The sequence below is a fragment of the Phytopseudomonas daroniae genome, assembly GCF_004327285.1.
GTDB lineage: Bacteria > Pseudomonadota > Gammaproteobacteria > Pseudomonadales > Pseudomonadaceae > Aquipseudomonas > Aquipseudomonas daroniae.
This window is the reverse complement of sequence record NZ_QJUI01000016.1, coordinates 64,561-77,681: the sequence shown is the minus strand read 5'-3', so window position 1 is coordinate 77,681 and position 13,121 is coordinate 64,561. Positions and strand designations below refer to the sequence as shown.

15 protein-coding genes are annotated in these 13,121 nt (G+C 63.0%); 5 read left to right on the top strand and 10 right to left on the bottom strand.

What is annotated here, in order from left to right; genetic code table 11:
* The first annotated feature begins 184 nt into the window (after positions 1-184).
* Together DNK06_RS18265 and gloA are read left to right on the top strand one after the other, a co-directional pair.
* Complete coding sequence (locus DNK06_RS18265) at positions 185-643, top strand: metallophosphoesterase family protein (RefSeq protein WP_131181425.1); 459 nt, start codon at positions 185-187, stop codon at positions 641-643.
* Positions 644-930: 287 nt separating this feature from the next.
* Entirely contained in the window at positions 931-1,458 is a 528-nt protein-coding gene (gloA, locus tag DNK06_RS18260; RefSeq protein WP_131181424.1) for a lactoylglutathione lyase, read from the top strand.
* 115 nt (positions 1,459-1,573) lie between these two features.
* On the opposite strand, the gene DNK06_RS18255 is transcribed toward gloA, so the two are convergent.
* From DNK06_RS18255 to DNK06_RS18215, 9 genes are all read right to left on the bottom strand, one after another.
* The gene (locus DNK06_RS18255; protein WP_131181423.1) at positions 1,574-2,467 is read right to left on the bottom strand and encodes a LysR family transcriptional regulator; all 894 of its coding nucleotides are present in this window, start codon (positions 2,465-2,467) and stop codon (positions 1,574-1,576) included.
* 1 nt (position 2,468) lies between these two features.
* Entirely contained in the window at positions 2,469-3,137 is a 669-nt protein-coding gene (locus DNK06_RS18250) for a DUF3592 domain-containing protein (RefSeq protein WP_131181422.1), read from the bottom strand.
* Between the two features lie 98 nt (positions 3,138-3,235).
* Positions 3,236-3,844 carry a cupin domain-containing protein gene (locus DNK06_RS18245; protein WP_131181421.1) on the bottom strand — a complete coding sequence of 203 codons (609 nt, stop codon included), beginning with the start codon at positions 3,842-3,844 and terminating at the stop codon, positions 3,236-3,238.
* Positions 3,845-3,985: 141 nt separating this feature from the next.
* Entirely contained in the window at positions 3,986-4,696 is a 711-nt protein-coding gene (locus DNK06_RS18240) for a DUF1989 domain-containing protein (protein ID WP_165493667.1), read from the bottom strand.
* A 27-nt stretch (positions 4,697-4,723) separates the two neighbouring features.
* Positions 4,724-5,956, bottom strand: a complete 1,233-nt coding sequence (locus DNK06_RS18235) for a M20 family metallo-hydrolase (protein ID WP_131181420.1) — start codon at positions 5,954-5,956, stop codon at positions 4,724-4,726.
* Positions 5,953-6,759, bottom strand: a complete 807-nt coding sequence (locus DNK06_RS18230) for an amino acid ABC transporter ATP-binding protein (RefSeq protein ID WP_131181419.1) — start codon at positions 6,757-6,759, stop codon at positions 5,953-5,955. Before DNK06_RS18230 ends, DNK06_RS18235 begins: the two co-directional genes overlap by 4 nt.
* Positions 6,760-6,763: 4 nt before the next feature.
* The gene (locus DNK06_RS18225; RefSeq protein ID WP_242674713.1) at positions 6,764-7,399 is read right to left on the bottom strand and encodes an amino acid ABC transporter permease; all 636 of its coding nucleotides are present in this window, start codon (positions 7,397-7,399) and stop codon (positions 6,764-6,766) included.
* A gap of 11 nt (positions 7,400-7,410) precedes the next feature.
* On the bottom strand, positions 7,411-8,067 hold the full coding sequence (locus DNK06_RS18220; protein WP_131181417.1) for an amino acid ABC transporter permease: 657 nt from the start codon (positions 8,065-8,067) through the stop codon (positions 7,411-7,413).
* Positions 8,068-8,077: 10 nt separating this feature from the next.
* Complete coding sequence (locus DNK06_RS18215) at positions 8,078-8,923, bottom strand: transporter substrate-binding domain-containing protein (RefSeq protein WP_131181416.1); 846 nt, start codon at positions 8,921-8,923, stop codon at positions 8,078-8,080.
* Positions 8,924-9,286: 363 nt separating this feature from the next.
* Between DNK06_RS18215 and trpB the strand changes: the two genes are divergently transcribed.
* Both trpB and trpA read left to right on the top strand, forming a co-directional pair.
* Positions 9,287-10,498: a tryptophan synthase subunit beta gene (trpB, locus tag DNK06_RS18210; protein ID WP_131181415.1), complete on the top strand. Its 1,212-nt coding sequence runs from the start codon at positions 9,287-9,289 to the stop codon at positions 10,496-10,498.
* On the top strand, positions 10,495-11,304 hold the full coding sequence (trpA, locus tag DNK06_RS18205; RefSeq protein WP_131181414.1) for a tryptophan synthase subunit alpha: 810 nt from the start codon (positions 10,495-10,497) through the stop codon (positions 11,302-11,304). The genes trpB and trpA overlap by 4 nt, the downstream gene beginning before the upstream one ends.
* Positions 11,305-11,368: 64 nt before the next feature.
* On the opposite strand, the gene DNK06_RS18200 is transcribed toward trpA, so the two are convergent.
* Positions 11,369-11,980, bottom strand: a complete 612-nt coding sequence (locus tag DNK06_RS18200) for an NAD(P)-dependent oxidoreductase (RefSeq protein WP_131181478.1) — start codon at positions 11,978-11,980, stop codon at positions 11,369-11,371.
* 218 nt (positions 11,981-12,198) lie between these two features.
* Between DNK06_RS18200 and DNK06_RS18195 the strand changes: the two genes are divergently transcribed.
* Positions 12,199-13,101, top strand: coding sequence for a LysR family transcriptional regulator (locus tag DNK06_RS18195; RefSeq protein ID WP_131181413.1), 903 nt, complete (start codon positions 12,199-12,201; stop codon positions 13,099-13,101).
* Positions 13,102-13,121: the final 20 nt, after the last annotated feature.

Sequence of the window (13,121 nt, the reverse complement as noted above, 5' to 3'; positions counted from 1 at the left end):
GCGTTGTAAATGAGCATTTTGATTGGACTCGCACACGAGCCGGTTTTTAACGCAGCATGACCGAGCGCAGTAGTTTTCACACGGCCTGCAATGCCGGGCTTTTTCTTTGCTGCACTCTGAAGCACTGCTTCAGTGGAATGGATCGCCAGCGAGCTGGCTCCTACACGCATACGCAGGGGAAACCATGAAGATTGGACTGATCGCCGACACTCACGGTCTGCTGCGCCCCGAGGCGTTGGCTGCACTGCAGGGGGTCGATCATTTGATCCATGCGGGTGATATCGGTGGGCCGCAGATCCTGGCCGAACTCGAAGGTATTGCGCCGTTGTCGGTAGTGCGTGGCAACAACGATGACGACGCCTGGGCAGACACCATTCCCGAGCGGCTGATATTGCGTTTCGGCAAGACCAGCCTGTATGTACTCCACGATCTCAAGCAACTGGATATTGAGCCCAGGATGCAGGGCATCGACGTGGTGATCGCCGGCCACTCGCACAAGCCCCTGCATGAGGAGCGCGACGGCGTGCTTTATCTCAACCCTGGCAGCGCCGGCCCGCGGCGCTTCAAGCTGCCTATCAGCGTGGCCCTGCTGCATATCGACGGCAACGCGCTGCGGGCCGAGCTGATTACGCTGGATGTCTGATACAAGGCGAGAGCGGCCATTCGATTCGGTGGGCTAAAACCTACCCTACAGCCGTAGGATGGGTGAAACCCATCAATTGCCGATGGGTTACACCCATCCTACGACCTCCGAAATCGCAATGGTGGACAAAAAGAGCGTTAGCTACGCGCCCCGATCCACCCTACGCCAACTTACGCCTTACATCCGCCATGCCAATGACGCCCTGCCTTGAAAAACGCGCGTGTCGGGGCCATTTAAATAGGTACTTATTTTTCGACTCGCCCAATCACCGCCTGATGGAGAACCCCATGACCCTCGATGAACTCAACACCCTGCCGGGCGTAACCGGCAAGCCTGACGTCGCCACGGCGGATTTCGTCTACAACCACACCATGATCCGTGTGAAGGATCTGGAAAAGTCCCTGGACTTCTACACCCGCGTACTCGGCTTCACCCTGCTCGAGAAGAAGGATTTCCCCGATGCCGAATTCAGCCTGTACTTCCTGGCACTGATCGCTGACAAGTCGCAGATCCCCAGCGACCCGCAAGCCCGCCACCAATGGCGCAAATCCATTCCCGGCGTGCTGGAGCTGACCTACAACTACGGCACCGAGAAGGACCCGGAGTTTTCCTACCACAGCGGCAACAGCGATCCGCGCGGTTTCGGCCACCTGTGCGTTGCAGTGCCAGATATCAAGGCGGCCTGCCAGCGCTTCGAAGATCTGGGCGTGACTTTCCAGAAACGCCTGACCGACGGACGCATGAGCAATATCGCCTTTATCAAGGATCCGGACGGCTACTGGGTGGAAATCATCCAGTTCACCGAAGTGGACTGAGCCGCCAGCCGCTGAGCGAAGCATCGATCAGCCACGAACAGGCTGATCGTATTGTCACTCGTCCCTCTTCACCGAGGGGCAGTGACGATGCGGAACCCACGGCGAGACACACGGCTCAACTCGCTGCTTGCAACTCCGTTCTCAACCACTGGGCAAGCTGCTCGGCGCGCCGGCCGCTACGCCGCTCCGGCACCCAGAGCGCCAGGCGCGCCTCGGTTTCGACGAAGCCCCAGGGCGCGGCCAGCCGCCCTGCAGCGAGATCATCGGCCACCAGTTGCAGCGGAGCGATGGCAACGCCGAGGCCCGCCGAAGCAGCCTCGAGCAGGTAATAGAGGTGCTCGAAGCCCTGGCCTAAACGCATCTCTGCCGGCTCCAGCCCCATGGCTGCCGCCCATTGCGGCCAGGCCTGGGGGCGCGAGGTTGTGTGCAGCAGGGCTTCACGCAGCAAAGCGCCAGGCGCAGCCTCACTCAACTCGGCAAAACGAACATGCCGTGGGCTCACCACCGGGCCGATGGATTCACGCGCCAGCTCGAATACCTGCATGTCCGCTGGCCAGGGCGGCTCTGCGTATAACAAGGTGGCATCCACCTGAGGGCTGCGCGGATCCAGCTCGCCCTGGCTGGTGGATAGCTGCAACTGCAGCTCGGGCAAGGCCTGATTGAGCCGATCCAGCCGCGGGATGAACCAACGCGCCAACAGGCTGCCCGGGCAGCCGAGCACGAAGGGTGTGTCGACTTCCCGCTGACGGATCTCGCCACACACCTGACGCAGCCGGGTGAATGTCTCGCCGCTGACATCGCGCAGGCGCATGCCGGCCTCGGTCAGCCTGAGCCCACGCCCTTCCTTGACGAACAGTGCCACGCCAAGCTGCTCTTCCAGGGTACGGATCTGCCGGCTCACCGCGCCGTGAGTGACGTGCAGCTCGACTGCGGCACGGCTCACGCTGCCCAGCCGCGCCGCCGCTTCGAAGGCATGCAGGGCATTCAATGACGGCAGCTCCTGGGCCATATCAGTCCGCCAGCTCAGGCAGGAAGCGAGTGTCCATGCTGTAACGCTTGGGCCTGGCCGGGTCGATCATCACCGTAACCAGAGAATCGGTGATGTAGGGGCCCGGATCGAACCACAGGTTGGCGCTGCGAAACACATGCAGCTTGTTGGTCTGCGGGTTCAGCCACTGGGCGACGATACGGTAGGGGTTGCGACCATTGATGTTCAGCGACTCGTTGAGTTCGACATCCACCACTTCGGCCTGCACCGGCGTGCCAGTGGCCAGCAACTCGGCGGCGCGACGCTTGCCGAACAGCGGCGGCAGCACGAGAGCCAGGCCGATCAACAGGAATACGGAGCCAATGCCACCGACGATCAGACTACCCAGCCAGTTCTGACCGAAGCTGTCGATGCGCGCGCGGCCAGGGCTCTGCGGGTCGTAATACAGTGCAACCCGCTCACCAATATCGAAGGACGGCGGGTTGCTGCAGGTGCTGCTGTGGTACTCACCGAGGGTGCCGTCCAGTGTCATGAACGACACCGTCGGGCAGCCGCCTTCGAGATCCACGATCGAACCCTGGGTCAGCGTCATCTGCGATTCAGCGCTGATGCGAGCGATCTGAATGCCGATCGCAATCACCAGCAGGAGCGCCCCGATACCTGGGAATATCCACAACCATCCTGTTTTCATCCTGCCTCCGGCCTGTGCGTAAACGTCACATCAAGGGCGAGGATTATCCGGTATCGAACGGTACAGTCCAGCCGAATGAATCACATCCGCACGATCCTTCAGAACGTCACGGGCGTATTCACCCAGAGAATGCGTGCCTCGATGGAACCGCTGTTGCGATAGCCATGGGGCAGGTTGCTGGGGAAGTGAAAGGCATCCCCCGTCTTCAGGCTATAGCACTGCTCACCGATGGTCAGTTCGATGCTGCCCGCGAGCACGTAACCCATTTCTTCACCAGGGTGCTCGATCAGACCATCACTGGCCACACCCGGCGCCACGATATGGATATTGCCCTGCAGCAATCCACCCTTTTGCAAATGGGTGATGCGCTCCAGGCCGATGTCGCCGTCCTTGTTGCGTTTGACGAAGCGCTTCACCGGGCGCTCGCCGGCGCGCAGTACCGGTTCGTCGGATACCCACTCCTCCGACGTTAGCTCGGAAACGTTGCTGCCCAATGCACCGGCGAGACGGTGGAGCATGGCCAGCGACGGCGAAGCGGCATCGTTCTCCAGCTTGGAAATCAGACTTTCCGAACATCCAGCAACCGTGGCCACCTGCTTGAGAGTCAGGCCGGCGACCTTGCGGGCGTGGCGCAGACGCACTCCAAGGCTGGGCAAGCCATCGGTGTGATTGGCCTTGGGCGGCGGTGTATGGCTAGGTTTGAGCATGTGCTTCTCGATGAATGGATAACCCGTTTCGGTGGCCACGTGCAGCAGCGGGTTACCCCGCTGGCCGCACAGTATCGCCTAAGGTGCGCGGGGAATTAATCCCTGTCACCAACCAAACTAGCCCGTATACGTTCGAATACTTCAGGCAGTAACCGCGAAGTGCACTTCCACCGGATTCAAGTCGTTGATCGGCACGATGTCCTGCGGGCATGCCGACATCACCACCACGCAATCCATCACGGCCTGGATCTCCACGTAGTCGCCTGCCTTGGATACGGGTGGCAACCACTCGATGCTGTAGTCCGGGTTGACCGGGATGTTCATCCACAGGTTGAACGGCTGGGGGACTTCCCGGGCACGCAGCCCGATGGCCTGCAGGGCCAGACGCATGTTGTCGGCACAGCTGTCGTGGTACCCCTCGACGCCGAGGTTGCTGTAGCGATGGAGATCGCAGGCCGCGATCAGGGTGTCGTGCACACCTGGCGAGGTGTCGGTGAGCAGCTTGCCGATGGCCCGGCGACGATTGCTGAACAGCTCGTCACCCGGCTTGGGGATGACCCGGTCGATATGCGCACGCGCATGTTCCATGGAGAGGAATTCGCTCAGGTCTTCGGCATTGAACAGCCAGGTGTCGCAGACCTGGGTGCCATGGGTGTTGGTGATGCGGATCACTTCGCCGGCCTTGAGGCGCACCGCGCGGCCGCAGCGCGCCGGCACGGTGTAGATCTTGCCCAGTTCGGGCATGCCGTCGGCCGACAGTGGCTCGCGGAGGGTGGCATTGATACCCAGCGAAGCACCGTTGTCAGGCTGGCAGCAGGCGGGGTAATCGTGGGCGTGGTTCGAATGGTTCATGGTCGCTCCTAGTTGGGCAAGGACAGGTCAGGCTTGTTCGGCCAGTTGGACGAGGCTCCAGGCCAGCGCACGGGCGCCGGCTTCGAGCTGGGAAGGTTCGGTGTATTCGTTGGGGTTGTGGCTGATACCGTCGCGGCTGGGCACGAACAGCATGCCGGTCGGGCAATGCGTCGCCAGGTACATGGCATCGTGGAAGGCTCCGGAGCGCAGGCTCAGGGACGCTTCGCCGGTAGCGTCGGCAGCCTGCTGCAGCACCTCGACGACAGCTGCATCGAAGGCCACTGGCGGATGACTGAAGAGCATCTGCAGCTCGGCCTCCCCGGGCAGGCAGTCGGCCAGGGCCGCATCGAAGGCGTCCAGCACGGCACTGTCGGCATGCCGAAAGTCGATGCTGAAGGTCACCTCCCCGGCCACCGTATTGATCGAGTTGGGCAGCACCTGCCAGCGCCCAAAGGTCAGGCGTTTGTCGGCACCGGCCAGGCGCTCGGCCAGGGCATCGATGGCTGGCAGGCAGCCGGTGGCCAGCAACAGGGCATCCTGGCGCATGTCCATCGGCGTGGTGCCGGCATGGGCGGAGGCACCGCGGCAGCGCACCTGGTACCAGCGCACGCCCTGAATGCCGGACACCACGCCAAGCGGCACACCCGCGCGTTCCAGCACCGGTCCCTGTTCGATATGCAACTCGACGAAGGCGTGTGCAGTAATCTTCTCGCGCAGCGGTAGCCCGACGAAACGTCGGCCATGCTCGTCCAGCGCCTCGCCGACGCTGATGCCCGCGGCATCCAGGCTGTCTCGGTAGGCGGCCATGCGGGTCGGTTCGACGAAGGCGCTGGAGCCCATGGCGCCGGGGCTGAAACGACTGCCCTCCTCGTTCGTCCACACCACCAGCTCGATCGGCCGGCGCGTGCGCAGGCCCTGATCGTGCAGCGCCAGCAGGCATTCCAGACCGGCCATCACACCGTAACAGCCATCCAGATGACCACCGCTGGGCTGGGTATCGATGTGGCTGCCGGTCATCACCGGCGGCAGATCCTCCAGGCCGTCGCGGCGGATGAACAGGTTGGCGCAAGCATCCGTCCACACGCGGCAACCGATGCGCTGTGCCTCGCCGATCAGCCAGGCACGTGCATCGAAGTCCTCTGCAGAAAGCGCCTGGCGATTCATTCCGCCGGCCTGTAGCGCGCCGAACCCGGCCAGGGTATCGAGCAAGCCATGCAGTCGTTCGGCACGCACCGCCGCCATCACCCTCTCGGCATTCATTGGCACACCTCCTGGCGTGGCGTCAGGCTGCGGTTGAACCAGGGTTTGAGGAATTGTCGCAGACGGTCGGTGGCGGGCGCCTGGAACATCGCCGCCGGCGCACCGGTCTCGACGATCTGTCCGGCTTCCATGAACACCACCTGGCTGGATATCTGTGCGGCGAAACTCATCTCGTGGGTCACCATGACCATGGTCATGCCGTCGTTGGCCAGGCTGCGAATCACCTGCAGAACCTCCTCTACCAGCTCCGGATCGAGCGCCGAGGTCGGCTCGTCGAGCAGCATCAGACGTGGCTTCACCGCCAACGCCCGGGCGATGCCGACGCGCTGCTGCTGGCCACCGGACAGACGTGCCGGATAGGCGCCCATCTTGGCTGCCAGGCCGACCCGCTGCAGCGCGTTTTCGGCCAAGGTACGCGCCTCGGATTTGTTCATGCCCTTGCCCAGCAGTAGAGGTGCCATGACGTTCTCCAGCACCGTCATGTGCGGCCACAGGTTGAATTGCTGAAACACCATGGACAGCGGTCGACGTACCTCGGCGATGCTGGCGGCGCTGTCCTGGTCGCTCGGACGACGTCCGCTGCCGCTGTAGCCGAGCAGTTGGCCATCGATCCACACCTCGCCCTGGTCATAGGCTTCGAGGAAGTTCATGCAGCGCAGGGCGGTGGTCTTGCCGGAGCCGGAGGGGCCGATGAGCGAGACGATCTCGCCGGCTCGCACACTGAGGTCGAAGCCCTGCAGCACACGATTGGCGCCGTAGGACTTGCCCACGCCGCGCAGTTCAAGAAGGGGAAGATTGCTCATCGGGTCATCCTCGCAGGTAGCGCGTTGCGCGACGGCCGAGCGCGGCGGCGGCGAAACCGACCAGCAGCGTCAGCAGCCAGTACGAGAGCACCAGCAGCACGTAGGGCACGACATAGGAAAAGGTGTTGGACACGATCTGTCCGGCGGTCATGGTCAGCTCCGGCACGGTGATGATCGACGCCACCGCGCTTTCCTTGATGGTCAGGATCACCTGATTACCCAAGAGCGGCAGGGCGAATGCCAACGCCTGGGGCGCCTGGATGTGCCAGAAGGTCTGGATGCCGCTCAGGCCATGCACCCGCGCGGCCTCCAACTGGCCGTTCGGTACACTGGCCCAGGCCGAGCGCAGCAACTCGGCAAAATAGGCTGCGCTGTAGAGGCACAGGGCGAGAATGCTCGCCTCGATGGCATCCAGAGTCAGACCGAGCACGGGCAGACCGAAGTAGATCAGCAACAGTTGCGCGAGGAACGGTGTGCCACGCACCAGCCAGACATACAACCGATACAGGCCAATGATGCCGGGAACCGCCAGGCGCAGCGCGTTGAGGGCGAAGCCCAGTAGCAGACCCAGCGCCGCGCCGGAAAAACTGATACCCAGGGTGACCAGCAGTGCCTGGCCGAAATCGGCAAGGTAGTTCATCCAGTTCTCCATCAACTGCGCGCCTGCCAGCGCCGCTCCAGCTGACGCCCGAGCAGGGCCAGCAGACTGGTCAGTGCCAGATAGAACAGCGCGGCGACGAGATAGACCTCGAGCGGACGGTAAGTCTGCGAAACCAGCTGCTGGCTGACCCGCATCAGGTCGGTGATGGAGATCACCGAGACCACCGCCGACACCTTGATCACATCGATCAGCTCGGAAATCAGCGCCGGCAGGGTCAGACGCACCACTTGCGGCAACTGGATATGCAGCAACGTACGCCAAGGGCCAATGCTGAACACCGTGGCGGCCTCCAGTTGCCCGACCGGGATGGCGGCGAAACCGCTGCGCAGGATCTGCGACTGGTAGGCCGCGGTGTTCAGCGCCAATGCCAGACAGGCGGCGACCAGCGCCGGCACGTCCATCCCCAACCCGGCGGGCAAATAGAAGAGCAGCAGCAACTGCGCCAACATCGGCGTGCCACGGAAGAAACTCACGTAGACCCTGGCGAACGCCACGCAACCTCGGCTGCGGCTGCTGCCCAGCAGATAGATCAGCACGCCGAGAACGAAGCCCAGCAGCATGCCGGCCAGGCACAGCCACAGTGTGGTGAGCGCGCCGTCGAGCAGAGCAGGCCAGTAGAGTGCGAAGCGAGCACCGAAGTCATCCATGGTCAGCGACTCAGATGCTCGGCTCGGGCATGGCGTCGGCCGGCACATCCATGGTGAAGCCGAACCATTTTTCCTGCAGGGCCTTCATGGTGCCGTCACGGTTGGCGCGGGCGATACCGTCGCTGAACAGCTTGACCAGGCTGGCGCTGTCGTCATCCTTGCGACCGACCCAGCCGTAGTAGGTCTGCGGGCCGAGCATGTCGCCAAGGGTGGTGAACACACCTGGGCGCGACTTGATCAGTGGGCCGAGGTTGGACAGCGACTGGGCGACGCCGTCCAGACGCCCCAGGGCGAGGTCGGCGTAGGCTTCGTCGAAGCTGACGTACTGACGAATGGCCTTGAGTCCGGGCTGACCGTCCGCCTTGAGCTTTTCGTCATAAGCCTGCAAGACCTGTAACTGGCCGGAACCGCTCTGCGAGCCGACCACCTTGCCGTTGAGATCGCTCAGGCTACTGATCGAATCGTCATTGCCACGCTTGAGCAGCGCCACGGTGGACTCGGCGATCGGTACGGTGAAGGCGAATTGTTCGAAGCGCGCCTTGTTGACGGTGACCGAGGTCACCACGAAGTCGAACTTTCCGGTATCCAGGCCCGGTAGAATGCCCTGGAAAGGCAGATCCAGCTGCTTGACCTTGACGCCCGGCAGATCCGCCAGAACGTAATTCATCAGATCCACGCCATAGCCGACTATCTTGCCGTTCTCCACGGACTCGAACGGTGCGAAGCGCGCTTCGGTAGCGATGGTGATCTGTTTTTCCTGGGTGATCCGCTGCAGCAGATCACCGGCCTGAACCAGGGAACTGGCAAGCACTGTGGCCAAAGCGAGTGACAGGTTTTTCACGGCACGACGGTTCATGGCGAGGCCTCTTCTTGAAGCTATGGATATTTATTCAAGTAACTTGAATAAAATTACACAAGCATGATGTGTGCCAGCCATCCTGGGAGCCAGAACAGAACCATTCAGGGCAACGAGCCATGATTTCAGCGCACCTTTTGCGGGCAAACGCAGCACGTGCGTTCCGAGTTAGTGCGTCCGAAAGCGGATTGACAAGAAGGTCGAGAATCACCAATACGTGAGTTTTTCTCACGTATAAAATCAAACTACTCGCTTTTCTCGGTGCCCATGGAGGGTTAGTCTTCCTTCCATCACACCATTCACGGGCCACGCCCGTGATGTGCTTGCGGTGAGCCGCCGGCCTCGAACTCACAGGAGAACCCCATGACTTCATTACGCAATGGCCCAGACGCCACCGGCCTGTTCGGTGCGTTCGGCGGTCAGTACGTCGCCGAGACGCTGATGCCGCTGATCCACGACCTGGCTGCCGAGTACGAAAAGGCTAAAGAAGATCCCGAATTCGCCAAGGAGCTGGCCTATTTCCAGCGCGACTACGTCGGCCGCCCGAGCCCGCTGTACTTCGCCGAGCGCCTGACCGAGCATTGCGGCGGCGCGAAGATCTACCTCAAGCGCGAAGAGCTCAATCACACCGGCGCGCACAAGATCAACAACTGCATCGGCCAGATCCTCCTGGCCAAGCGCATGGGCAAGAAACGCATCATCGCCGAGACCGGCGCCGGCATGCATGGCGTGGCCACCGCCACCGTCGCCGCGCGCTTCGGCCTGCAGTGCGTGATCTACATGGGCACCACCGACATCGAGCGGCAGCAGGCCAACGTCTTCCGCATGCGCCTGCTCGGCGCCGAGGTGATCCCGGTCACCGCCGGCACCGGCACCCTCAAGGATGCGATGAACGAAGCCCTGCGCGACTGGGTGACCAACGTCGACAGCACCTTCTACATCATCGGCACCGTGGCCGGGCCGCACCCTTATCCGGCGATGGTGCGCGACTTCCAGGCCGTCATCGGCAAGGAAACCCGCGACCAGCTGCAAGCCCAGGAAGGCCGCCTGCCGGACAGCCTGGTCGCCTGCATCGGTGGCGGCTCCAACGCCATGGGCCTGTTCCACCCGTTCCTCGACGACGAGTCGGTACGGATCATCGGCGTCGAAGCCGCCGGCCACGGCATCGAGACCGGCCAGCACGCAGCCAGCCTCAACGGCGGCGTACCGGGCGTGCTGCACGGCAACCGCACCTTCCTGCTGCAGGACGACGACGGCCAGATCATCGACGCCCACTCGATTTCCGCCGGCCTCGACTACCCCGGCATCGGCCCGGAACACGCCTGGTTGTTCGACATCGGCCGCGTCGAGTACACCTCGATCACCGACAAGGAAGCGCTGGCCGCCTTCCACCAATGCTGCCGCCTGGAAGGCATCATCCCGGCCCTGGAAAGCGCCCATGCCCTGGCCGAAGTATTCAAGCGCGCCCCGACCCTGCCCAGGGATCACCTGATGGTGGTCAACCTCTCGGGCCGCGGCGACAAGGACATGCAGACCGTCATGCACCACTACGACGAACAGGAAGAACACCTATGAGCCGCCTGCAGACGCGCTTCGCCGAGCTGAAACAACAGAACCGCGCCGCCCTGGTGACCTTCGTCACCGCCGGCGACCCGAACTACGACGCTTCCCTGGCGATTCTCAAGGGCCTGCCGGCCGCCGGCGCCGACGTGATCGAGCTGGGCATGCCGTTCACCGACCCGATGGCCGACGGCCCGGCCATCCAGCTGGCCAACATCCGCGCCCTGGCGGCCAGGCAGAACCTGGCCAAGACCCTGCAGATGGTTCGCGAATTCCGCCAGCAGGAGCAGGCCACGCCGCTGGTGCTGATGGGTTACTTCAACCCGATCCACAAGTACGGCGTCGAGCGCTTCATCGCCGACGCCAAGGAGGCGGGCGTCGACGGCCTGATCGTGGTCGACCTGCCACCGGAACATAACGCCGACCTGTGCGACCCGGCCCAGGTCGCAGGCATCGACTTCATCCGCCTGACCACCCCGACCACCGACGACAAACGCCTGCCCACCGTACTCAATGGCAGCTCGGGTTTCGTCTACTATGTGTCCGTGGCGGGCGTCACCGGTGCCGGCTCGGCGACCCTGGAACACGTGCAGGAAGCCGTCACCCGCCTGCGTCGTCACACCGACCTGCCAATCAGCATCGGCTTCGGCATCCGCACTCCGGAACACGCGGCGACCATCGCCCGTCTGGCCGACGGCGTGGTGGTCGGCTCGGCGCTGATCGACCACATCGCCAAGGCCGACAACGACGAGCAGGCCATCGAAGGCGTGCTCAACCTGTGCAGCCAACTGGCCGAAGGCGTGCGCAGCGCGCGCCAGTAAACCCCGGCAATTCGCCACACAGGAACCGCTGCACCTGATAACAGGGCAGCGGTTTTTTATGGCTCTAATACCCCACGGTGAAGCGCTGACGCGAGTGTTGTGGCTGTTCCAGCTCATCGACCAGCGCGATGGCGAAGTCTTCCATGGAGATCGAGCTGTTGCCGTCTGCATCGACCAGCAGGCTGTCCTTGCCGATGCGGAAACTACCCGTGCGCTGGCCTGGTTCGAAGAGCGCCGACGGCGACAGGAACGTCCAGTCCAGTGCCTTCTCTTCACGCAGCACATTGAGGAAATCACGCCCGGCGCCCGCCTCGGCCTTGTAGGCTGCGGGGAATTGCGGGGTATCTATCAGCGCGACACCCGGCGCCACTTCCAGGCTACCGGCACCGCCGACCACAAGCAGACGCGGCACGCCCGCGGCCTTGACCGCCCCGACCAGGCTGGCGGCATCACTGCCCTCGAAACGCGTCGCGCTGATCACCGCATCATGCCCCTTGAGCAACGGTACCAGGCGCTCGACATCGGCCACATCGGCCCTGGCCAGGCTCAAGCCGTCCTGCGCAGGGACTTCACTGACATTACGAGCGATACCGGTGACCTGATGGCCACGCTGCAGCAGTTCATGACCAAGACGCGAACCGGCACGACCGCTGATACCAAGAATGACGATGTTCATGGGTTTCTCCGTTTTGACGATTGAGGAAGGCTGGCCTGCGGGCTCGTTGCCGGCCCAGGCCCATCCGGCAACGACCAGCAACAGTGTCGCGACGAACAGTTGAAAGGATCGGGTCATGTTCAGGCTCCGCGTAAGGCAAGAGGGCTCAGCTTACTCGCAGCAAAAGCAACGAAAAGCCGCATAATCAGACCTACTCAGTTGCATGAATCGAGCGAATCATGGACAGAATCACCGCAGCCCGCGTGTTCGTCGAAGTGGTGGATAGCGGCAGCCAGACCGCTGCCGCCGAACACCTGGATATCTCCCGAGCCATGGTCTCGCGCTACCTCGCCGCGCTGGAGGAATGGGTCGGTGCACGCCTGCTGCACCGCACCACGCGCAAGCTGAGCCTGACCCAGGTAGGCAGCGAGCTGCTGCCGCATTGCCGGGAAATGCTGCTCACGGCCGACCTCATGCGCAGTACGGGACTCAAGGCCAACGACGGGCCAAGCGGCAACCTGCGCATCACCACCAGCCAGTCCTTCGCGCAGACCTGGCTCAGTCCGATACTGGTCGAGTACCTGGCGCGCTATCCCAATACCTCGGTGGATGTGCTGGTCAGCAGCCAGGCGGTAAATCTCGTCGAAGAGCGTATCGACCTGGCCCTGCGCATCACCAATCAGCTGGAGCCCAACCAGGTCGCCCGCCATCTGGGAACCTGCCATTCGGTGGTCTGCGCGGCGCCAGGCTACCTGGATCGAGCCGGCACGCCGCAGCATCCGGACGAACTGAATACGCACAACTGCCTGACCTACAGCTACTTCGGGCGCAGCTTCTGGCAGTTCCAGGCGGCCGGGGAAACACTCGATGTGGCGGTCGCCGGCAACCTCAGCAGCAACGACACCGCAGTGCTTCTCGAGGCCGCAATGGTTGGCGGCGGTGTCTGCATGCAGCCGCTATATGCCGCCGCGCCGCTGATCGAAAGCGGCCGTCTGGTACGCCTGCTGCCGGACTGGCAACCCCAGGCACTGGGCATTCATGCCATCTATGCATCACGCCGACAGATGCTGCCGGCCCTGCGTACGCTGCTGGATTTTCTTGCCGAGCGGCTGGCTGCCGACCCGCTGTGGCAGGCACGCTGACGAGCGTGTGACCGGTCATA

What these genes read in the sequence shown, in the direction of transcription:
- DNK06_RS18265 (WP_131181425.1), top strand. Translation starts at nt 185, where the DNA reads ATGAAGATTGGACTGATCGCCGACACTCACGGTCTGCTGCGCCCCGAG.
- gloA (WP_131181424.1), top strand. Translation starts at nt 931, where the DNA reads ATGACCCTCGATGAACTCAACACCCTGCCGGGCGTAACCGGCAAGCCT.
- DNK06_RS18255 (WP_131181423.1), bottom strand. Translation starts at nt 2,467, where the DNA reads ATGGCCCAGGAGCTGCCGTCATTGAATGCCCTGCATGCCTTCGAAGCG.
- DNK06_RS18250 (WP_131181422.1), bottom strand. Translation starts at nt 3,137, where the DNA reads ATGAAAACAGGATGGTTGTGGATATTCCCAGGTATCGGGGCGCTCCTG.
- DNK06_RS18245 (WP_131181421.1), bottom strand. Translation starts at nt 3,844, where the DNA reads ATGCTCAAACCTAGCCATACACCGCCGCCCAAGGCCAATCACACCGAT.
- DNK06_RS18240 (WP_165493667.1), bottom strand. Translation starts at nt 4,696, where the DNA reads ATGAACCATTCGAACCACGCCCACGATTACCCCGCCTGCTGCCAGCCT.
- DNK06_RS18235 (WP_131181420.1), bottom strand. Translation starts at nt 5,956, where the DNA reads ATGAATGCCGAGAGGGTGATGGCGGCGGTGCGTGCCGAACGACTGCAT.
- DNK06_RS18230 (WP_131181419.1), bottom strand. Translation starts at nt 6,759, where the DNA reads ATGAGCAATCTTCCCCTTCTTGAACTGCGCGGCGTGGGCAAGTCCTAC.
- DNK06_RS18225 (WP_242674713.1), bottom strand. Translation starts at nt 7,399, where the DNA reads ATGAACTACCTTGCCGATTTCGGCCAGGCACTGCTGGTCACCCTGGGT.
- DNK06_RS18220 (WP_131181417.1), bottom strand. Translation starts at nt 8,067, where the DNA reads ATGGATGACTTCGGTGCTCGCTTCGCACTCTACTGGCCTGCTCTGCTC.
- DNK06_RS18215 (WP_131181416.1), bottom strand. Translation starts at nt 8,923, where the DNA reads ATGAACCGTCGTGCCGTGAAAAACCTGTCACTCGCTTTGGCCACAGTG.
- trpB (WP_131181415.1), top strand. Translation starts at nt 9,287, where the DNA reads ATGACTTCATTACGCAATGGCCCAGACGCCACCGGCCTGTTCGGTGCG.
- trpA (WP_131181414.1), top strand. Translation starts at nt 10,495, where the DNA reads ATGAGCCGCCTGCAGACGCGCTTCGCCGAGCTGAAACAACAGAACCGC.
- DNK06_RS18200 (WP_131181478.1), bottom strand. Translation starts at nt 11,980, where the DNA reads ATGAACATCGTCATTCTTGGTATCAGCGGTCGTGCCGGTTCGCGTCTT.
- DNK06_RS18195 (WP_131181413.1), top strand. Translation starts at nt 12,199, where the DNA reads ATGGACAGAATCACCGCAGCCCGCGTGTTCGTCGAAGTGGTGGATAGC.